At 67.2% G+C, this 18,441-nt stretch carries 17 protein-coding genes; 9 read left to right on the top strand and 8 right to left on the bottom strand.

The genetic code is table 11. The features are described 5' to 3' along the window. Positions 1–8: 8 nt before the first annotated feature. From EF834_RS15370 to EF834_RS15350, 5 genes are all read right to left on the bottom strand, one after another. Complete coding sequence (locus tag EF834_RS15370; RefSeq protein ID WP_127948081.1) at positions 9–386, bottom strand: DUF3054 domain-containing protein; 378 nt, start codon at positions 384–386, stop codon at positions 9–11. Positions 387–440: 54 nt separating this feature from the next. Next, positions 441–1,577 (bottom strand): phosphatidylinositol-specific phospholipase C domain-containing protein, encoded by a 1,137-nt coding sequence (locus EF834_RS15365; protein WP_127948080.1) that lies wholly within the window; start codon positions 1,575–1,577, stop codon positions 441–443. Between the two features lie 208 nt (positions 1,578–1,785). Continuing rightward, complete coding sequence (locus EF834_RS15360) at positions 1,786–2,340, bottom strand: YceI family protein (protein ID WP_127948079.1); 555 nt, start codon at positions 2,338–2,340, stop codon at positions 1,786–1,788. 107 nt (positions 2,341–2,447) lie between these two features. Then, a complete protein-coding gene (locus EF834_RS15355; protein WP_408014516.1) occupies positions 2,448–3,668 on the bottom strand; it encodes a lysylphosphatidylglycerol synthase transmembrane domain-containing protein in 1,221 nt (406 codons plus the stop codon). Positions 3,669–3,696: 28 nt separating this feature from the next. Next, the gene (locus tag EF834_RS15350; RefSeq protein WP_127948077.1) at positions 3,697–5,154 is read right to left on the bottom strand and encodes an adenylate/guanylate cyclase domain-containing protein; all 1,458 of its coding nucleotides are present in this window, start codon (positions 5,152–5,154) and stop codon (positions 3,697–3,699) included. 198 nt (positions 5,155–5,352) lie between these two features. On the opposite strand from EF834_RS15350, the gene EF834_RS15345 reads away from it, so the two are divergent. Together EF834_RS15345 and EF834_RS15340 are read left to right on the top strand one after the other, a co-directional pair. Further along, positions 5,353–6,558, top strand: coding sequence for an AI-2E family transporter (locus tag EF834_RS15345; RefSeq protein WP_127948148.1), 1,206 nt, complete (start codon positions 5,353–5,355; stop codon positions 6,556–6,558). Between the two features lie 14 nt (positions 6,559–6,572). Next, positions 6,573–7,256, top strand: coding sequence for a DUF1707 SHOCT-like domain-containing protein (locus EF834_RS15340; protein ID WP_127948076.1), 684 nt, complete (start codon positions 6,573–6,575; stop codon positions 7,254–7,256). Between the two features lie 17 nt (positions 7,257–7,273). On the opposite strand, the gene EF834_RS15335 is transcribed toward EF834_RS15340, so the two are convergent. From EF834_RS15335 to trmB, 3 genes are read right to left on the bottom strand one after another with little or no spacing between them, the layout of a single operon-like run. Next, a complete protein-coding gene (locus tag EF834_RS15335) occupies positions 7,274–9,835 on the bottom strand; it encodes an MMPL family transporter (protein ID WP_127948075.1) in 2,562 nt (853 codons plus the stop codon). 11 nt (positions 9,836–9,846) lie between these two features. Beyond that, on the bottom strand, positions 9,847–10,539 hold the full coding sequence (locus EF834_RS15330) for an NYN domain-containing protein (RefSeq protein WP_127948074.1): 693 nt from the start codon (positions 10,537–10,539) through the stop codon (positions 9,847–9,849). Next, positions 10,539–11,324 (bottom strand): tRNA (guanosine(46)-N7)-methyltransferase TrmB, encoded by a 786-nt coding sequence (gene trmB, locus EF834_RS15325; RefSeq protein WP_235871242.1) that lies wholly within the window; start codon positions 11,322–11,324, stop codon positions 10,539–10,541. The genes EF834_RS15330 and trmB overlap by 1 nt, the downstream gene beginning before the upstream one ends. Before the next feature lie 171 nt (positions 11,325–11,495). Between trmB and EF834_RS15320 the strand changes: the two genes are divergently transcribed. From EF834_RS15320 to EF834_RS15290, 7 genes are all read left to right on the top strand, one after another. Further along, complete coding sequence (locus EF834_RS15320; protein ID WP_127948072.1) at positions 11,496–12,200, top strand: hypothetical protein; 705 nt, start codon at positions 11,496–11,498, stop codon at positions 12,198–12,200. Next, positions 12,197–13,621: a hypothetical protein gene (locus EF834_RS15315; RefSeq protein WP_235871229.1), complete on the top strand. Its 1,425-nt coding sequence runs from the start codon at positions 12,197–12,199 to the stop codon at positions 13,619–13,621. Before EF834_RS15320 ends, EF834_RS15315 begins: the two co-directional genes overlap by 4 nt. A 103-nt stretch (positions 13,622–13,724) precedes the next feature. Next, the gene (locus tag EF834_RS15310; protein ID WP_408014515.1) at positions 13,725–14,105 is read left to right on the top strand and encodes a DUF6802 family protein; all 381 of its coding nucleotides are present in this window, start codon (positions 13,725–13,727) and stop codon (positions 14,103–14,105) included. A gap of 236 nt (positions 14,106–14,341) precedes the next feature. After that, positions 14,342–16,171, top strand: a complete 1,830-nt coding sequence (locus tag EF834_RS15305; RefSeq protein WP_127948071.1) for a phosphoenolpyruvate carboxykinase (GTP) — start codon at positions 14,342–14,344, stop codon at positions 16,169–16,171. A gap of 231 nt (positions 16,172–16,402) precedes the next feature. Next, positions 16,403–17,335, top strand: coding sequence for a cysteine synthase A (gene cysK, locus EF834_RS15300; protein WP_127948070.1), 933 nt, complete (start codon positions 16,403–16,405; stop codon positions 17,333–17,335). A 5-nt stretch (positions 17,336–17,340) separates the two neighbouring features. Further along, positions 17,341–17,919 (top strand): serine O-acetyltransferase EpsC, encoded by a 579-nt coding sequence (gene epsC / locus EF834_RS15295; protein WP_127948069.1) that lies wholly within the window; start codon positions 17,341–17,343, stop codon positions 17,917–17,919. A 71-nt stretch (positions 17,920–17,990) separates the two neighbouring features. Beyond that, positions 17,991–18,314, top strand: a complete 324-nt coding sequence (locus tag EF834_RS15290) for a hypothetical protein (RefSeq protein WP_127948068.1) — start codon at positions 17,991–17,993, stop codon at positions 18,312–18,314. Positions 18,315–18,441 lie beyond the last annotated feature (127 nt).

Here is an 18,441-nt window from a genome sequence, read left to right as displayed (position 1 = left end):
CGCCTCCATCACGCGAGGGGCCGCCGCGCCCGCACTGTCCGATTGAGCGCTCGCCATCCGATCAGGAACAGCGCAAGGAAGGACGCCGCGACGAGAATGAACGAGAACGCGGTGCCCTGACCGCTGATCACTCGCAGCAACATGCCCACGACCAGGGTCGACGCCCACGCGACGACTCCCGTCGGGAAGACCGACAGCGGATCGAACTTGTCGCGGTAGAGCTGCCAGGTCACGAGCCATCCGGCGGCCAGTCCGGTGAGGAACGGCCATGCTGTCGTCGCGAGCCCAGCTAAGGTGAGGGCCTCCTCGTGGCTCCTACGGCCCGAGGCCGCGAACACGAGCACCAGGAGAACATCGATCATCGCGGCCGAAACGTACCTCTTCACGCCGCTCAGCCTATGCCCACGGTGACGCCGTCCCTGATGGACCGTGCCCGCCGTTCACCCCCGGGGAAGAACGTCGGACAGAATCGCCGGTGCCGTCCAGTCGGAGGTGACGATGCTGGCCGAGTGAGCGGCCAACTCGGCCACCCGTTCCAGCGCCTCCGCCTCGGTAGGCGTCCTGTTGTCTATAACGGGCGGCACGCTGTCCGCGGCGGTCATCACCAGTAGGTACCCGTTGTCCCGATACCACTCGGTGTCGACGCCCTCGGACAGGTACGCGGACGCGGCGTCGTCGAAGATCACGAACCAGGGCCGAATCGACTCCTCGTACCTTGTTGCCCGTGGATCGGCCTCCCTCGCACCACCGAGGACTGCCGGGAAGGCGGCCGCCTGATCGAGTGCACCTGCCGCCGCCAGGTCCCGGATGTGCCGGGCGTATTCGACGTCGGTCTTGACGGTGTCAACGGGGTTGTACAACTCGACCGTTCCGTTGATCAGGTAGAAAACGAACTTGCCCCGCATCGCGTCTCGGGTCGGCCAGCCGTTGGTGCCCGCCGCCTCGTCCAGGGTCGACTCCGCGTCGCCGACCAAGTCGGCCGGCCGGAACAGGGCGTCACCGAGTTGTGCACCGATGAGTGCGTCGAGTTCGGCGGGTCCGCGCCCGAAGTTCGACGATCCGCTGGACCCGTCGATCGATGGGGCGTTGAACCCGTCCTTCATCTCCACCTTGACCGTCACCGGAGCGTGGTCGGGATTCGCCTCGTGCCAGGCCCGCAGGTCCGCAAGGCAGCCATCGAGCCCTTGATCACGGGGGCCGGTCCCCAACTGCCCCGGCGACTGCGCGCCCACGCAGTTGTTGTCGTTGCCAACGGGATTGGTATGCGAGACCCGCCACCCAGGCCCCAAACCGTTGGTCCACACATCGATTTCGATCAGTGCCGCGCCGGCGTCCAGCGCATCGGTGAGGTAGGGGAACGTGGCCTTCTCGTAGGCGTTGTGAACACCGACGGTGGTCGTGTCGTCGAACCCGAGTTGCTCCGTGTTCGTGGGTAACACGCCGGTGTTCGTGGGCAACCCGCCGGCGTTCGTGGGCAACCCGCCGGCGTTCGCGGACGCGGGCAGCGAAACCAGGACGGTTGCCACGGCCGGGGCCAGCGCAGCGGACACGCGCGCCAGCCGAGGGATGTTCAACATGCAGCCCCTTCGAGAAGGTGAACAGGAGAAGATGATCAGATTTCCGGGGAGCATATAGCGGCGCACGCGATGGCCGCGGCGTTTTGTTCGTAAGCGCAGCTTACGTACGTTTGGCGAACGTCCCTGCGGGTAGGCGGTCAATGAAAAACGCACCCGCTACGACCGAAGGGGACGGTCGCAGCGGGTGCGTGGTCAAGGGGAGAGAGGGTCAGCCCTGGAGGCCGGCCTCGATCTCGAGGTTGATGGTGATCTTGTCGCCCACGACGGCTCCGCCGCCCTCGAGCGGCATGTCGACGGTGATGCCGAAGTCCTTGCGGTTGATGGTGGTGCTGGCCTCGAAGCCGGCGACCGGGCCGTGGCCCATGCCCGGGTTGACGCCGAGGAACTCGAGGTCGAGTTCGACCGGCTTGGTCACGCCGTGCAGCGTGAAGTCGCCCTCGACGACGAAGTAGTTCGGGCCGTCGCCACGTACTCCGGTGGAGACGAACGTGGCCGTCGGGAACTGCTCGACGTCGAAGTAGTCGGCTGACTTGATGTGGCCGTCGCGCTGCTCGTGATTGGTGTCGATGGACGCCACCTGGATCTCGGCCCGCACGGAGGGGGTGCCGTCCTCGGCGATCGTGATCGCGCCCGAGAAGTCGTTGAAGGTGCCGCGGACCTTGCTCACCACGAGATGCCGGACCACGAAGCCGACGGTCGAGTGAGTGGGGTCGATGGCCCAGGTGCCGGAGGACAGGCCGGGAAGTGCGAGCGCGGTGGTCATATGAACTCCTAGGGGAAAGTAGTTGAACCTTCAAGGACTACCGTAGCAACGGTCGCAGCGGCGCCACCATTCCGCAAGCAGAAGTGACGCCGGTCACATAGCAACGCTCATGCCGGGCGCGCAGGCGGCGGTCGGTCGTCGGTCTCGGGCGCTTTTGCCGCAGGGCCGACTATCAAGGGATCGACACTCGGGGGATCAGAGACGACGCTGCGCTCGTCCTGGGCCGCAGTCGCCGTGTCACCGAGCGCCCTGTCATCGAGCGCCGTACTTTCGAAGTCCGCGTCGTACTCCAGACCCCCGCGCATGCGTCCCCGGAACAGGAACGCGACGATGATCCAGCCGACGATCGCGACCAGAATGAAACTCACACCGCGGTAGACGAATGCGGCCGCCACCGCCCGCGACGCGCTGATGCTCGCGGCCGTCGTCAGCGCCGCGATCAGAGTGGCATCGACGTACAGCAGCCCACCCGGGGCACCCGGGATAGTCGCCACCGCCTTGCCGGCGGCGAACGCGACGAGCAGTCCCGCGAGTAGCGGATCGGCACCGATGGCGAAACACGCCGCGCCCAGACAGACGACGTCCGACATCCGGTGTACCGTCGACCAGCCCAGCGTCAGGGCCGCATCGCGTCTGCCCAGCTGAACCGAGTCGAGCTGCGCGACAATGCCCCGGACCGCGTCCATGCCCGCATCCTCGGGCTTGCGTCGGATCCGGTTCGCCCAGGTCAGCGCCCAGCACGCGACTCGCTCGATCGCGTCGGGATGCGCCGAGACGTAGCGGCCCGCATACATCAGCCCGACCAGCCCGGCCACGGAGAACAGGAGCGTGAACGGGCTCACCGATCCGCCCACCAGCAGCGCCCCGGCCACACCGATCGCCGCGAGTCCCGCAATCGCAATGACACCCGAGATCGCGAGTTGCCACGACGCCACCACGGGAGAGGCGCCCCAGCGACGGGTCTCCCGATACGTGAAAGCCGTCGAGAACACCTGCCCTGCCGGCAGCGTCAACGCCATCGCGGTCGACCCGCAGATCACCGAGACGGATCGGCGCTGAGTCACCGCCACTCCGCCGGCATGCAAGAGCTGCTTCTGGACCCGGCCGTAGCCACTCAGGGAGACCGCCTGCGCCGCGACGCACAGCGCCAGCCAGCCCCAGTGGATCTCCGACAGGGCCTGCCACGACTCGTTCAGACGTGGCCACAGATAGATGCCCTCGCCGATCAGCAGGGCCGCGAGCAGGGCCAAGGCGACCCACTTGAGCCACCAGAACCGACCGCGAGGTCGATCCGGTTCGCCTCGAGGCTCGGGCTCCGGCAGTGCCACCGGCCCAGGGTAACCAAGATCACTCATGTCACTCGGGATACTCCACCGGCCACGCCAGGTGCGTGTTGCGGCGACGGCCGCGCAACTGCACGTGGTCGCCCAGCTCCCAGCGGGCTTGTTCGTCGTCGTCGGCGAAGTACAGCGCGCTGGTCGACGCGAGGACGCGGCTCGGCCGCAACTTCGCGAGTTCGGTCAGCCGCGAAGCTTCGTTCACCGGATCCCCGATCACGGTGTATTCGAATCGCTCGGAGGCGCCGATGTTGCCCGCGACCGCGAGACCGGCCGAGACGCCGATGCCGACGTCCAGGCCCGTGATCTCGTCGAGGGCGAAACGCAGTTCCCGAGCAGCAGCCAGTGCGGCCGTCGGTGCGTCCGGGCGGTCCAGCGGTGCGCCGAAGATCGCGAGCGCGGCGTCACCCATGAACTTGTTGACGAAACCGTGATGCCTGTCGACGACGTCGACAACCACCCGAAAGAACTCGTTGAGCAGTTCGACGACCTCACCCGGCGGGCGTTCGGCCGCCGCGCCGGTGGAGCCGACCATGTCGACGAACAGGACCGCGACGAAGCGCGTCTCGCCGCCCAGCTCGGTACCGAACTGGAGCGCCCGTCGAGCGACGTCCTCACCGACGTGCTGACCGAACAGCTCACGCAGCAGCTTCCGCTCGTCGGACTCGCGCATCATCCGGTTGAAGCCGACCTGCAGGCGGCCGATCTCCGAGCCGTCGAACACCGCGACCCGGACGTCCGTGTCGCCCCGCTGCACGCGCTCGATCGCCCGGCGCAGCTGTCGGACCGGGTCGGAGATCTGACTCGCGGTCAGCATCGACAGCGCGAACGCCTGTCCGATCGTCATGATCGACAGCAACAGGATCGACCACGCGAGAGCACCCGGCGAGAACTCGAGGTTCGTGCTCAGCTGTACGACGCACAGCAGGATGATCCCGATGACCGGCATCAGTGTGCCCAGTCCCCACGTCATCGCCATGCGGGTGCCGACGCCGGGCGCCATCGTCCGGTCGAACTGGCCCTCGCTCAGCGCCTGCGCGGCGACCGGCCGCAGGATCCGCTCACCGAGCATGTAGGTGAAACCGAATGTCGTCGTCGCCGCCATACACACGGTGACGACCACCGCCACCGCCAGTTCCGGCATCTCGCCAACCGTGAGGGCGACGAACAGCACGCCGCCGAGAATCCACAGCCCCAGATGCACGATGGCCTGACGCAGCGGCGCGTGCAGCGCCGCCATCTGCTCGGCGCGAGTGGGAGGGCCGCCGCGCACTTGCCAACGGATCACCACATGCAACATCGTCGCTGCGGCCGTCAGGCTCACGACACCCGCGAACAGCAGATAAGCCCCGAAGATCGCAGCGTTGCGACCTTCCTGGGCGATGAGCCCAGCGGTCTCTCGGATCGGTAGGCCGTAGCGAATAAACGCGAAGACCAGCAGCGCGCCGATCAGGTTCGCACCGAGCATCGAAAGCATGTAGAGAGGCCAACGACTACGAATCGTTAGCGTCACTGCTCGATACGATGCCAACACGATCCCATAATTTAGCTGGAGAAGCTTCGCAGCTCGGCAGCGCACGCGGTTACCGCGCCGGCCGGTCCGCGATCCGCTTGGGAAAATCCCGCTCGATAGGCCCGCGCAGTGAGCGACAAGGAACCTGGCGAGAGCCCCACGCTGGCGAAATCACGGTCGGCGGTCGCGCCCGAAACCGGGCGGAGTCGGCCGGCGGCGGAGTCCGTACACCCGCTCGTCCGTGTCGGCGCCGCTTGGACCTGGCGTCTGCTGGTTCTTTTCGTCGGCCTCCTCGCGCTCGGGTACGCCATCTCGAAGCTCGAGGCAGTCGTGATACCCGTCGCGCTCGCGTTGCTGCTGGCAGCATTCCTGGTGCCCAGCGTGGATTGGATGAACCGTCGCGGTGTACCACGGGCTGCGGCGGTCATCATCGCCATCGTCGCGATGGTTGGCGTCGTCGGCGCGATCCTGTCGTTCGTCGTAGAGCAGTTCGTCGAGGGCCTGCCTGCGTTGAGCGATCAGTTCACCGCCAGCATCACGAAGGTGCAGCAGTGGCTCACCGAAGGGCCCCTGCACTTCAGCCAGGATCAGATCCACAGCGCGGGAGACAGTGTCGTCAGGGCCATTCAGTCCAATCAGGAAGCGCTCACCAGCGGGGCATTGACGACCGCAACGGTCCTCGGAGAGATCTTTGCGGGAGCTTTCCTCACGCTGTTCACCCTGGTGTTCTTTCTGTACGGCGGCGACCAGATCTGGGAGTTCGTCACCAGGGTCATCCCGAAGAACACACGTAGCAGGGTCCGGTTGGCCGGACGACAGGGTTTCTACTCACTCGTCGGATACACCCGCGCGACGGTTGGGGTGGCCGCGGTCGACGCGATCGGCATCGGCACCGGGCTCGCGATCCTCGGCGTGCCGCTCGCGCTGCCGCTGGCGTCACTCGTCTTCATCGGTGCGTTCGTTCCGATCATCGGTGCGTTCGTCACGGGATTCCTCGCAGTCCTCGTCGCCCTGGTGACGAAGGGGCTACTGACCGCTGTGATCGTGCTCGGCATCATCATCGTCGTCATGCAACTGGAGGGCCACGTTCTGCAGCCACTACTGCTCGGCCGCGCGGTCCGGCTGCACCCGCTCGCCGTGGTCCTCGCGATCACGACGGGACTCGTACTGGTCGGCATAGTGGGCGCCCTGCTGGCAGTGCCGATCGTCGCGTTCCTCAAGACCGCTGTCCGGTCGTTGTGCGCTGAGGACCAGGAGGAAGCCTATGAGTCCCTGGTCAGCGTCGACCCCTCCACGCCGATGTACCCCGCGACACCCGACGAACCCGACGAATCGACGAGTGGTGGGCTGGCAGCGACCCGCGACTGATTATTCTTGCCCGCATGGAGGCAAGAGATCTGCGAGTGTCCGATGCCGAGCGTGAACACGTTGGCGAGCTGCTTCAACGTGCCGTGGGGCAGGGCATGCTCTCGCTCGGCGAGTTCACCGAACGGATGGACACCGTCCTGGCTTCGAAGACCCGAGGCGAACTCAACGCCGTCCTCGTGGATCTGCCGGGCATACAGCTGAATCCCGCTTATGTGAACGGCCAGAACCCGCCACCCGCGCCCGCACCGGCCCCCGCCGCTGCACCGGCTCCCGCGCCCGCACCTGGCCCCGCGCCCGCGCCGGGTCCCGCAGTGGCCGGCGGGCACCCGGGGCAGCAGCCTCAGGTCATCCGCGGGCGCATGTCGACGATCACCCGCAAGGGACGTTGGCATGTGCCACCGGCCCTGTTCCTGGACACACGGATGGGCAGCACGACCCTCGACTTCACCGAAGCCGTCATGCAGACGCAGGTGGTCCACCTGACCGTGGAGGACAACTGCGGATCGATCGTGCTCATCCTTCCGCCCGAAGCGACCGCCGACCTGAACGACATCAACACCATTGCCAGTTCGGTGTCGAACAAGGCCCGCACCGGGCCGCCGTACGGTCCGCTGCACCTCGTCGTCCGGGGTCGTGTGCGCTTCGGGTCGATCACCGCGCGGTACCCGCTCGGGATCCTGCGCAAGATGTTCGGCTGACGGATCGCTCGCCCGGCTCAGTCGTCCCTGTTCCGGGCGAGGAGTTCGCTCACGCTCACCGCGACACCGTCGCCGCGGCGGTGCCGGCCCGGGTGCTCCGGATTCGAGCTCCCCGCTGCCCGGCCGCGTCGCGCCTGCGGCTCCGGGTCGGGCTCCTGCTGCGGCTCCGGTGTCGGCCTCATCGTCGGCCGCGCCCCCGGGTCCGGTGCCTTCAATGAAGCGAGCCACGCCAGATCTTCTTCCTCGTCGGGGTGGGGCGGCCGTGGGCCGGGCGCCGGGCGGGACCGGAGTTCCGGGCGAGGCGTGCCCGGTCGCGGGGACGCGGAGCGAGCCCGTGGAGCGTCCATTATCTGGGGGAGGGGCTGCGTCATCGGTTCGGCCGCCGCCGCGTTCGCCGGAGCGATTTGAGGTACGTTCGCCGAGGCCAGTTCGCTCTCGAGGATCGGCTCGCTGAGTCCGGCCTTCTGCTGGATGCGCTTCATCCACGCGGGCGCCCACCAGCTGTCGTCGCCGAGCAGCTTCATCACCGCGGGCACCAGGAACATGCGGATCAGCGTCGCGTCGATGATCAGTGCCGAGATCATGCCGTACGCGATGTACTTCATCATCACCAATTCGGAGAACCCGAACGCGCCGGTGACCACGATCAGGATCAGCGCGGCCGCGGTGATGATCCGGCCCGTGTGCGCGGTGCCGATTCGGATGGCTTCCGTCGTACTCGCACCCTGCGAGCGGGCCTCCACCATGCGCGAGAGCAGGAACACCTCGTAGTCGATCGACAGGCCGTAGATGATCGCGACGATCAGCACCAGGACCGGCGACGTGATCGGCCCAGGAGTGAAGTTCAGCAGGCCCGACCCGTGCCCGTCGATGAAGATCCACGTCAGGATGCCGAGCGTCGAGCCCAATCCGAGCGCGCTCATCAGGACGGCCTTGATCGGCAGCACGATCGAGCCGAAGGCGAGGAACATCAGCAGCGTCGTCAGGAACAGGACCGTGACGATCATGAGCGGCAGGTTGTCGAGCAGGGCGTTGATACTGTCCTGCTCGATCGCCGGGGTGCCGCCGACGAGGACTTGGACGCCGTCCGGGATCGGCATCGACCGCAGGTAGTCGATCGTCGGAGCAGAGTCGTTGCGATCCACCAGCCCGGCCTTGAGGACCTGAACGCCGTCCTTCGAGGGGCCGGTGATCGTGAACTTCTCGACCAGCCCCGGCGCCGCGCTCGCGGTCTGGAGGATCTCGCCCACCTGCATGCCCTCAGCTCCGCTGATGACGAGCTTCACGGGTTCGGTGCGCTGGCCCGGGAACAGTTCGTCGAACTGCTCCTGCGCGATCCGCGTCGGATTGTCCGGCGGCAGGTAGGTCTCGTTGATGCCACCGAACTTGATGCCGCTCATCGGGAGGATGAGGAGCAGCAGTCCGACCACGATCGGGATCGTCACCTTCAGCGGGTTGCGCATCACCCACTGGGTGAGCCGACCCCACATGCTCGCCTCGATCTGTTCGGTCGACTTGATCTGGCCGAACCGTTTGAGTCCGAATTTGTCGATTCGCCGGCCCAGGATGCTGAGGATCGCGGGCAGGATCGTGACGGAGGTGAACGCCGCCAGCAGCACGGTCGCGATGGCACCGTAGGCGACCGATTTGAGGAAGCCCTGCGGGAACAGGATCAGCCCGCCGAGGCTGACCGCGATCATCGTCGCGGAGAACAACACCGTCCGGCCCGCGGTCATGACACTGCGGCGCACAGCCGCGCGGGTGTCGTGGCCGTCGCCGAGTTCCTCACGGAACCGGCTGACGATGAACAGCCCGTAGTCGATCGCCAGGCCCAGACCGATCAGCGAGACCACCGATGCGACGAACGAGTTCACCTCCGTGAAGTGCGTGAGCACTCGCACGATGCCGTTGGCACCGAGGATCGTCAGACCGCCGACGATCAGCGGCAGCGCTGCGGCGACGACACCGCCGAACACGAAGAACAACAGCACCCCGACTGCCGGGATCGCGAGCAACTCCATCCGTTTGATGTCGTTGGCCATGGTGTCGTTGATTGCGCTCGCGACCGGCTGCATGCCGGCGAGTTGCACCTCGACGCCGTCGATGTCGAACGCGTCCTTGATGGCGCGGAAGTTGTTGGTGATCGCGGTGTCGTTGTCGCCCTTGAGCGCGATGCTCGCAATCCCGTGGCTGCGGTCCGGGGTTGCCAGCGCGGCCAGCCGTGGGGTGTTCGGGAGCGGGAAGTAGCTGAGGTTGATCCTGTCGACCTGGTCGGGGTGCTCTCGTACCAGGCGTTGCAGGCTCTCGGAGACCGTCGCGCTGAACTCCGGATCGTCGACGGTCTTGCCCTCGGGGGCGGTGTACATGGCTACCACGTCACCCGTGGTGTCCCGGCCGAACGTGCTGTCCGCGAGCTGGGCGGCCGCCACCGATTCCGAGCCGGGGTCGTCCCAACCGCTCTGGCTGAGGTGATCAGCGAGACTGGAACCGTAGGCACCAAGTGCCAACAGCCCGGCGACCATCACCGCGATGACGGTGAAGCGGGCTCGGTAGACGAGATCTCCCCAGCGATCGAACACGGTGCGACTCCTCAGCGCCCGACGAGCAGGGCAGACAACGGACGGAAAGGCTGCAACCAGGCACCCTCCTCGGGCAGGGACTCCAGGCTCACCCGTGGCAGCGGCTCACGGAAGACGCCGGGAATGTCCTCCAGATCGACGAAGTCCAGGATCTCGGACGAGACCGCCCAGCTGGCGTGCTCACGGAACCCGAGAACCTGCACCGGTACGCCGGTTGCTGCGATGCCCTCCAGGGGCTCACGGAAAGCTTGCCCGTCGGCCGACGCAACGATGACACCGGCCAAACCCTCACCATGGCGCAGCTCGATGTGGTGGAGCATGTCGGCATCGACGTCGCTGTCCTCCTCGACCTTGGGCTTGGCGAACACCGCAAACCCCACGTTACGTAACGCCTCGACCCAGGGTCGGACAACATCGGCGCTACCGGGGGCGATGTTCGTGAACACCGTGGCCTCGGGTTCGAGAGTCGCCGTCTCGGCGGTGGACAACTCCGCGGTACGGGACAGCAGCCAGCGGCCCAGCGCGTCGAATCGCGGCCGGTACGCGGCGGTCGGGCGGCCCCCGAGGATCGCACCCAGACCCATGTCGAGGTTGGGTGCGTCCCATACCAACAGCACCCGCTTGTGCTGTCGGACGTCGTGGCCGTTGCCGTCGAGGGAATCGCGAGCCAGGTCAGTGCCCTGTGTGTCTTCGCTGAGACTCATTACTTGATCTTCCCCCAGATGAGGTCCGTGATGGTGCTTCCGACCTGGTGTGCCTTGTCTTCGAACTTCGTCACGGGCCGCTCATGTGTTATCGGCGACTCCCAGTCGAGTTCGGTGAGCAGCGGTTCGGCATCCCCGGCCTCGCGGATGGCCTCGGCGTACTCGGCGTGGTCGGTTGCGACGTGCAGCACACCACCGGGCTTCAACCGGCTGGCGATCAGCGCGAACGTCGGAGCCTGCAGCAGGCGGCGCTTGTGGTGGCGGGCCTTGGGCCACGGATCGGGGAAGAAGACGCGGACGCCCGTCAGCGATTCCGGGGCCACCATGTGCTCGAGGACCTCGACGGCGTCGCCCCGCAGCACGCGGACGTTCGGTATTTGCTCCCGCTCCACGAGTTGGAGCAGCTGCGCCAAACCAGGTCGATAGACCTCGACGGCGATGAGGTTGACGTGCGGCTCAGCCTTGGCCATCGCGGCCGTCGCGGTGCCCGTGCCGGAGCCGATCTCGATGATCAGGGGAGCCTCACGGCCGAACCATGAAGCCGTGTCGAGCAGGTCGTCGCCCACGTCCCGGCCGATCTTCGGCCACATCCGGTCCCACGCACTCTGCTGCGGTCCGGTCAGTGAACCGCGGCGGGAACGGAAACTGGTCACCCGTGGGTAGAGACGTGAACCCCTGCCGGCGCCGGCATGCTCGTCGGCCGCCGCGTCGGAAGGCGAGCGGTCGTCGCGTGAGGTCTCGGGTGCGTCCTGATCGGCTTGGTTCACCGGACCATTGTCACGTATGTGCACCGGTGCGGGCCGTTTCGGTTGACAGACAAGGCGGTCCTTTCGGGCGGGTGAGATCATTCCTATCTCGAGGTTCTCGGTGTTCGTGCTGGTAGTAGCTGTTCTTGATCCCCCGTTCGCCGCACTGAGAGAATCGGCGCCGCGGTCACGGGGGAGGGGGAGAACACAGTGGAGAGCGGATGTGAGCTGCTCGACCGAATCGCAGCCGATATCGGCGGCACAGCCCTGCAGGTCTCGGTTCAGTTGAGTGAACCGATCCGGATCCAGGTCGTCGGGCGTGCAGGTGTCGGGCGCAGCGCCGTGGCCGATGTACTCCTGCGCGCGGGGTTCGGGACCGTAACCGAGTCGTCTGCGGTGGATGCTCCCGGCCTCGCCGATCCAGATCTCGACGGGGACGTGGTCGTTTATGTGCTGTCCGGGGCGCCGCGTACCCCCGATGTGGAGGCGCTGCAGCGGGCGCCGCATGGGACCACGGTGGCGCTCGTGAACAAGGCGGACCTACAGCCCGAGTGGGCGTCGGCGATGCGGGTCGCCGCCGAAACCGAGGCCGAAACCGGAGTGCGGGCGCTGCCGATCGTCGGTGCCCAATCGCGGCCCGAAGCCCCGGACGGTCAAGACGACGTGATCGCGGCAGTGGCTGCCGCCGAACGGGTAGCGAGGGCGCGCCGCTGTCGGGCGGCGCTGGCGACTTTGGCCGAGGCCGCGGCGCGGGGGCCGGACAGGGATGTCCTCGAAGGCTATCTGCGCAGTGACGAGGCGGTCCGGCTGGCTTCCCAGGCGGTGGATGCGTTCGGTGACGGCGCCGCCGATCGGCGCCGACTTGCCCTCCTGCGTCGGCGTTGGCGGGTGCGCACATCTACGGACGTGCGGTGACGCCCCACCTGTCGGGGTTTCCACCCGACGCTCAGCGGATCGTCGAACGGTGGGATCCTCGAGGCCTGCACGATTGGCGGAACCAGGACTGGGTCGGACGGGCCGTCCACGTCGTGGCGGTGCGGGGCATCGACCCGGGGCCGGTGCTCGATGCGCTGGCCCCGCACGAGCCGGTGACCGCCGTGCCCGGATGCGCGGCCGTCGTGGTCATGGCCCTCGACGCGGCCTCGGTTCTCGGACGCGACGAGCTGTCCGCTCTCGACGCGGCCGCCGCGGACGTCGAGCGGGTGGTCTTCGTGCTCACCGGCGCGGGTGCCGCGGGCCGGGACACGGTGCGGGAACGAAACGAGGCGCTGCTCCGGGCACACGCGGCGCGCTTCGCCGACGTTTGCGTGCTGACCACGACCGACGCCTTGCCCTCCGCGGTAGAGGAGGTGCTTGCCGCCGATCCCGAGGCGACCGCCCGCCGCAATGCGCGTCGCGCGGCGCACTCGCTCGTCGAGAGGACGCGCCACCGGATCACCGAGACCGCCCAGGTGATGCGCGACGGCAGCGAAGTTGCGGCTGCGGAGTTGCGGACCCGCAAGGGGCGTCTTGCGCTCGAGCGTGACGGCGGCCGCGCCGAACGGCTCGCCCGGTTGCGCGGCGACGTCCAACAGGTACGCGTCGAACTCCTGCACGAGGCCGCCAACCGGGCCCGTTCGGTGTCCGCTGCCGCCCGGTCCGAGATCGACCGCGCCGGACGCGGAGACCTGCCGGCGTTTCCCGAACGGATGGGCGACCTCGCGAAGCAGACGACGACCGAACTCGACGAGATCGTTGCCCGGCAACTCGAGGAACTCGTCGACCGAGCAGGAGTGCACGGCCTGCCTCCAGCCGCTTCCGCGGCACCTGAGGATGGACCTGCCGGTCCGCAGCCGCGGCACCGCGGCGTCGAGGACCGGCTCATGGTGGTCGTCGGGGCGTCGGCCGGAGCGGGTATCGGTCGGCTCGCGATCTCCCCGATCTCGATGATGCCCGCGCTCGACATCGCCACCATCCCGATCACCCTCGCGCTCGGCGGGGCGGCTGCGTGGTGGATCGCGCGGACACGGCGGCTGGTCGCCGAGCGTGCCCACGTGCGGCAGTGGGCGTCGGACACGGCGGGACACCTGAGATCGCAGCTCGAGCAGCGCGTGCACCGACGGATCCTCGAGATCGAGGCGCAGGTCAGTGACCAGATACTCGCAGACAGCCGTACCGCGGCCCTAGCCGTCGACGAGGAGTTGGCCCGCATCGACGCCGAGGCCCGACTGTTGGCGGCGGAGCGGAAAGGCCGGATCGCGTCGTGCGAGCGGGACCGCGCCGTGCTGGCGAAGGTGCTCGATGCGCTCGGGACCTCGAGGGAACCGGACGTTGCCGCCTCGCGTCCAACCCCGTGACAGGTCAATTCGGTGACGGCGGGTTGGGGACGACGGGTTGGGCCCGGTGACCGCAGTTGGGCACGGTGGTCGAACAGCAGTTGCCCGGAATCGAGCGGGAGGAATGATGATCACCACGGACGAGTTGGCGGCCGATGGGCCGGAGATCGACCCCGACGACTTCGGGACCGAGTCGGGCGCCGTCGACCTGGACAGTTTCGACCTGACCAGTGCGGTGTACGACGTCGACGGTGACGGCATCCTCGACACACAGACCTACGAGTTGGACGACGCGATGATCGTCGCGACCGACACCGATGGGGACGGCGACGCCGACCACCTGACGATTGTCGATTCCGGCGGCGAGTACTCGGCCTGGGAGTTCCACCGCGATGCCGCCGGTCGGGAGCGGTGGGAGCAGATCGACGAAGGTGGCCTGGACCGGGAGCAGCCCGGCGAAGACGGTCGCGACCCGGTCGTTCCGTCGTCTGAATCGTTCCTGTGACCTAACCGACGACACCCGGTTCCCCCAAGATCTTCTCTCGGCGTTAACCTCTATAACTAGGACACCCGGCACCCGTGTCCTTCGTTTGTTGCCCTCGATGCCGAGGCGGGTGACAGACGGAGTGGGCGGGTTGCACCCCGCCGAGAGGGGGAAATCGGATCTGCCTCGTCTCAGCCCCGCCCCGAGCGGGGCTGATGTGGTACTTCCGGTTCCCGGCCCCACCCCAGGAGAGTTTGATGACCTCAGCGACCATCCCCGGTCTGAACGGAACTGACGGCAATCCCCCCACTGAGCACTCCGAGTTGCTCGCCTGGGTTCGTGAGGTTGCCGAGCTGACCCAGCCTGACCGGGTCGTCTTCGCGGACGGCTCCGACGAGGAGTGGGAACGCCTGACCGATCAGCTCGTCGAGGCCGGCACGTTCACCCGACTCAACGAGGACAAGAAGCCGAACTCGTTCCTCGGTAACTCCGATCCGTCCGACGTCGCCCGAGTCGAGTCCCGCACCTTCATCTGCTCTCGCGAGCAGGTCGATGCCGGACCGACCAACAACTGGATGGACCCGACCGAGATGCGGGCCATCATGACGGACCTGTACCGCGGCAGCATGCGCGGTCGGACCATGTACGTGGTGCCGTTCTGCATGGGTCCGCTCGGTGCCGATGATCCGAAGCTGGGTGTCGAGATCACCGACTCCGAGTACGTCGTCGTGTCGATGCGCATCATGACCCGCATGGGCAAGGCCGCCCTCGAGAAGATGGGCACCGATCGCCCGTTCGTGAAGGCCCTGCACTCGGTGGGTGCGCCGCTCGAGCCGGGCGAGAAGGACGTGCCGTGGCCCTGCAACGACACGAAGTACATCACCCACTTCCCGGAGGACCGCGAGATCTGGAGCTACGGCTCCGGCTACGGCGGCAACGCCCTGCTCGGCAAGAAGTGCTACTCGCTGCGCATCGCGTCGGCGATGGCCCACGACGAGGGCTGGCTGGCCGAGCACATGCTGATCCTCAAGCTCATCTCGCCGGAGAACAAGAACTACTACGTCGTGGCCGCCTTCCCGTCGGCGTGCGGCAAGACCAACCTCGCGATGATCCAGCCGACCATCCCGGGCTGGCGCGCCGAGACCCTCGGTGACGACATCGCATGGATGCGTTTCGGCGAGGACGGCCGCCTGTACGCGGTCAACCCCGAGTTCGGTTTCTTCGGTGTGGCGCCGGGCACCAACCACGGCTCCAACCCCAACGCGATGAAGACCGTCGATGCCGGCAACACGCTGTACACCAACGTGGCGCTCACCGACGACGGCGACGTGTGGTGGGAGGGCCTGGAGGGGAAGCCCGAGCACCTGATCGATTGGAAGGGCAACGACTGGACCCCCGAGTCCGGCACCAACGCCGCCCACCCGAACTCGCGCTACTGCACCCCGATGTCGCAGTGCCCGATCCTGGCCCCCGAATGGGACGACCCGCAGGGCGTGCCGATCTCGGCGATCCTGTTCGGCGGACGTCGCAAGACCACCGTTCCGCTGGTCAGCGAGTCCTTCGACTGGCAGCACGGCACCTTCCTCGGCGCGACGCTGTCGTCCGAGCAGACCGCCGCCGCCGAGGGCAAGGTCGGCTCGGTCCGGCGCGACCCGATGGCGATGCTGCCGTTCCTCGGTTACAACGCCGGTGACTACCTGAACCACTGGCTCGACCTGGGCAAGAACGCCGACTCGGAGAAGCTGCCGAAGATCTTCTACGTGAACTGGTTCCGCCGGGGCGAGGACGGCCGCTTCCTGTGGCCCGGCTTCGGTGAGAACTCTCGGGTGCTCGAGTGGATCATCAACCGCATCGAGCACAAGGCCGACGCCACCAGCACCCCGATCGGCTTCGTCCCGTCCGCCTCCGATCTCACCCTCGACGGCCTCGATGTCGAACTGGCCGACGTCGACGAGGCCCTCGCGGTCAACGTCGACGAGTGGAAGGCCGAGATCCCGCTCATCGAGGAGTGGCTCGAGTTCCTCGGCGACAAGGTGCCTGCGGGCGTCCGTGACGAGCTCGAGGCGCTCAAGCAGCGACTGGGCTGATCCCCGCCCCGTGAGTGACCGAATGTCACATCGGTTCAGGACCTACTGAACCGATGTGACATTCGTCGTCTCAGGGACGGTTGTGGAATGTTCCACCCACCGATTTCGCTTACATGCGTATACGTTCGTACGTCCGCGGACCCGATTCCGTGCCGTTCACGACAGAATGGTGCAATAGCACCGACTTGAAATCGACCCGGCTGCCCGGCGTGGCCACGAGGAGGATCCGGCATGGGGATCTACAACAACGTGACCGAACTGGTCGGACGCACCCCGCTGGTGCGCCTGAACAGTCTCACCGAGGGCCTCGGTGCCCAGGTTGTGGCGAAGCTCGAGTTCTACAACCCGGCCAACAGCGTCAAGGACCGCATCGGTGTCGCGATCATCGACGCCGCCGAGCAGGCCGGTGAGCTGAAGCCGGGCGGCACCATCGTCGAGGGCACCTCGGGCAACACCGGTATCGCGCTCGCGATGGTCGGCGCGGCCCGCGGCTACAAGGTCATCCTCACGATGCCCGAGACGATGTCCACCGAGCGCCGTGTCATGCTGCGCGCCTTCGGTGCCGAGATCGTCCTGACGCCGGGTGCCGAGGGCATGGCCGGTGCCGTGAAGAAGGCCGATGAGATCGTCGCGCAGACCGACAACGCGGTACTGGCACGGCAGTTCGCGAACGCCGCGAACCCGGAGATTCACGCCCGCACCACCGGCGAGGAGATCTGGGCGGACACCGACGGTGACATCGACATCTTCGTCGCCGGTATCGGTACCGGAGGCACGCTGACCGGCGCCGGGCGCACGTTGCGCAAGTACAAGCCGGAGGTGACGATCGTCGGCGTCGAGCCGGCCGATTCGCCGATCCTCACCGGCGGTGAGCCCGGACCGCACAAGATCCAGGGCATCGGCGCGAACTTCGTGCCCGAGGTCCTCGACCGCGAGATCTACGACGAAATCATCGACGTCGAGTTCGACGACGCGGTCCGCGTGGCCCGCAGTCTGGGCACCGACGAGGGCATCCTCGGTGGCATCTCCGCCGGAGCGAACGTCTGGGCGGCGCTGGAACTGGCCAAGCGCCCGGAGAATGCGGGCAAGCAGATCGTCGTGGTGGTGCCGGACTTCGGCGAGCGCTACATCTCCACCCCGCTCTTCGAGCACATCCGAGGCTGAGCGTTGTGAGCGTCCTGCGCACGATCAGGGAGGATCTCCAGGCAGCACGGGGACATGATCCGGCCGCGCGGGGCGACGTCGAGAACGCCGTCGTGTACTCGGGCCTGCACGCCATCTGGTCGCATCGGATCGCGCATCGCATGTGGGCCAAGCCCGCGCTGCGCGGTCCGGCCCGGGTACTGGCGCAGTTCACTCGATTCCTCACCGGCATCGAGATTCACCCTGGTGCCACGATCGGACGACGGTTCTTCATCGACCACGGTATGGGCGTCGTGATCGGGGAGACCACCGAGATCGGCGACGACGTGATGATCTACCACGGCGTCACGCTCGGTGGCCGCGCGAACGCGAAGACCAAGCGGCACCCGACGATCGGCGACCGCGTCACGATCGGCGCCGGCGCCAAGCTCCTCGGACCGCTGGTGATCGGTGCCGACAGCGCGATCGGCGCCAACGCCGTCGTCACCCGCGACGTACCCGTCGACCACATCGCGACCGGAATTCCGGCATCGGTGCGGCCGCGCAAGCAGCACGAGGATCTTGTCGATCCGACGTCGTATATCGACCCGGCGATCTATATCTGAGCTGCGTTGGGCCGCACGGTCAATCGCGGCGGATGCACACTGACCGGCGCACATGGTGCGATGCTCTAGCGATGGAACAGGATCCCGAACCCCGGGCCGCTCACCTCTCCCACATGGAGATCGCCGGCCAGATCATGATCGGCATTATCGCCGGCCCATTGTTCATCGTCGGCTTCTATCAAATAGCGGGCCGGCTTTGGGAGACTCTCGGGGGATGGGGCGGCCCGCTTTACTCCGGCACCGGGGTGGTTGTTGCCGGAAGCCTAGTGGGGATTGCGCACGGGCGGTACCCCCGCTTCAGGGCCTTGGCGTGGACGGCAGGCGTTGCTGCCTTCGCCTTCTACGCGTGGTTCCAGGCCGTCGTGGTTGCGTCCTTGCCGGGCCCAGACTTCTAGGCGAGGGCGAGGCGCCGCTGCGGTAGGTCCGCGGCGACGCCTCATCCATCTGCCTTCTCGGCAAACCTCTTTACGTATCAGGTGTTTGAGGACGAGTCGCCGCCGTCCTTCGCGCGCTAGTGGCGAG

The sequence above is a fragment of the Rhodococcus spongiicola genome, assembly GCF_004011835.1.
Classification (GTDB): domain Bacteria; phylum Actinomycetota; class Actinomycetes; order Mycobacteriales; family Mycobacteriaceae; genus Prescottella; species Prescottella spongiicola.
Note: the sequence above shows the minus strand (reverse complement) of the source record. Positions and strands in the feature narration are given on the sequence as shown.